We start from the raw sequence: 1205 nt of genomic DNA, 5'->3' as shown, positions 1-1205 counted from the left end.
AGCGACGGCCACCAGCCTGGCCCGTTCGGCCTGCGAACCGCATCGGACGTGGATCGAAGACCAGGTCCGCCTGAAACGGAATGCGCAAGCGATCTACCAGGACTTGGTCGATCAATTTTGCTTTCCGTCCAGCTACCAGAGCGTCAAGCGGTTTGTCCGGACGTTGCGACACAGCGATCCAAAGCAGTTTGATCGTCTTGAGTTCCTCCCCGGTGAGGAGGCTCAGGTCGACTATGGCGAGGGCGCGCTGACGATCGATCCCAAGAGCGGCCGGTACCGTCGTCCCCGCCTGTTCGTGATGACGCTGCGCTATTCGCGGCGCAGCTTCCGGCGGGTGGTCTGGCGGTCCAGCCAGCAAGTCTGGGCGCAGCTTCACGAAGAGGCATTTCGATATTTTGGCGGGGTGGCCAGTTATGTGGTGCTCGACAACCTGAAGGAAGGCGTCCTCAAGCCTGATCTGTACGAGCCCGAGCTCAATCCGATCTACAGTGCAATGCTGGCTCATTACGGCGTCGTCGCCGATCCGGCCCGCGTGGCGGACCCCAATCGGAAGGGGAGCGTCGAGAACGCGATTCAGCATACCCAGGGCACCGCGCTGGCCGGACGGCGCTTCGAGACGCTGGAAGCCCAGAACGAGTTCTTGAGGCACTGGGAGGAGAACTGGGCCTCCAAGCGCATCCACGGCAGCACTCGCCGTCAGGTCGAGGCCATGTTCCAGGAGGAAAAGCCGCACCTGCGGCCGCTGCCTGTCGCCCCCTTCCGCATGTTCACTGAAGTGGTTCGGACCGTCTGCGACGACACCACCGTTCGCATCGACAACAGCTATTACGCCGCGCGGCCCGCGCTCATCGGCAGTGAGGTCATCGTGCGCCTCTACACTTCCACGATCGAGATCCGTGATCGCCACACCCATGCGCTGCTGCGCGTTCATACTCGGATGACGCACCCCGGTTCTGTCGTCCTGCCGGCCAACGAACGGCCGTTCAATCCGTCACGGCAAACCGCCGTGCTGCTGGCAAACGCCGGTCGCATCGGCCCACAAACCAGGGCCCTGTGTCAACACATGTTCGATGCCGAGGGACGCCCCGGACAGCGCGCGATGTGGGGCATTGTCGGGCTGAGCCGGAAGTATCCGACACGGCTGGTCGAGCAGGCCTGTGCTCATGCCATCAGCAACCGCATCTACCGTTACAAGCACGTACGCG

General features: G+C 63.0%; 1 protein-coding gene. It reads left to right on the top strand.

The genetic code is table 11. From position 1 onward, the window contains the following. A partial coding sequence (gene istA / locus JQK88_RS35385; RefSeq protein WP_203281212.1) for an IS21 family transposase occupies nt 1-1205 on the top strand: 1205 nt, incomplete at both ends.

Origin of the sequence: Mesorhizobium caraganae (assembly GCF_016836705.1) — a bacterium.
In the GTDB taxonomy this organism is placed as follows: Bacteria; Pseudomonadota; Alphaproteobacteria; order Rhizobiales; family Rhizobiaceae; genus Mesorhizobium; species Mesorhizobium caraganae.
Note: the sequence above shows the minus strand (reverse complement) of the source record. Positions and strands in the feature narration are given on the sequence as shown.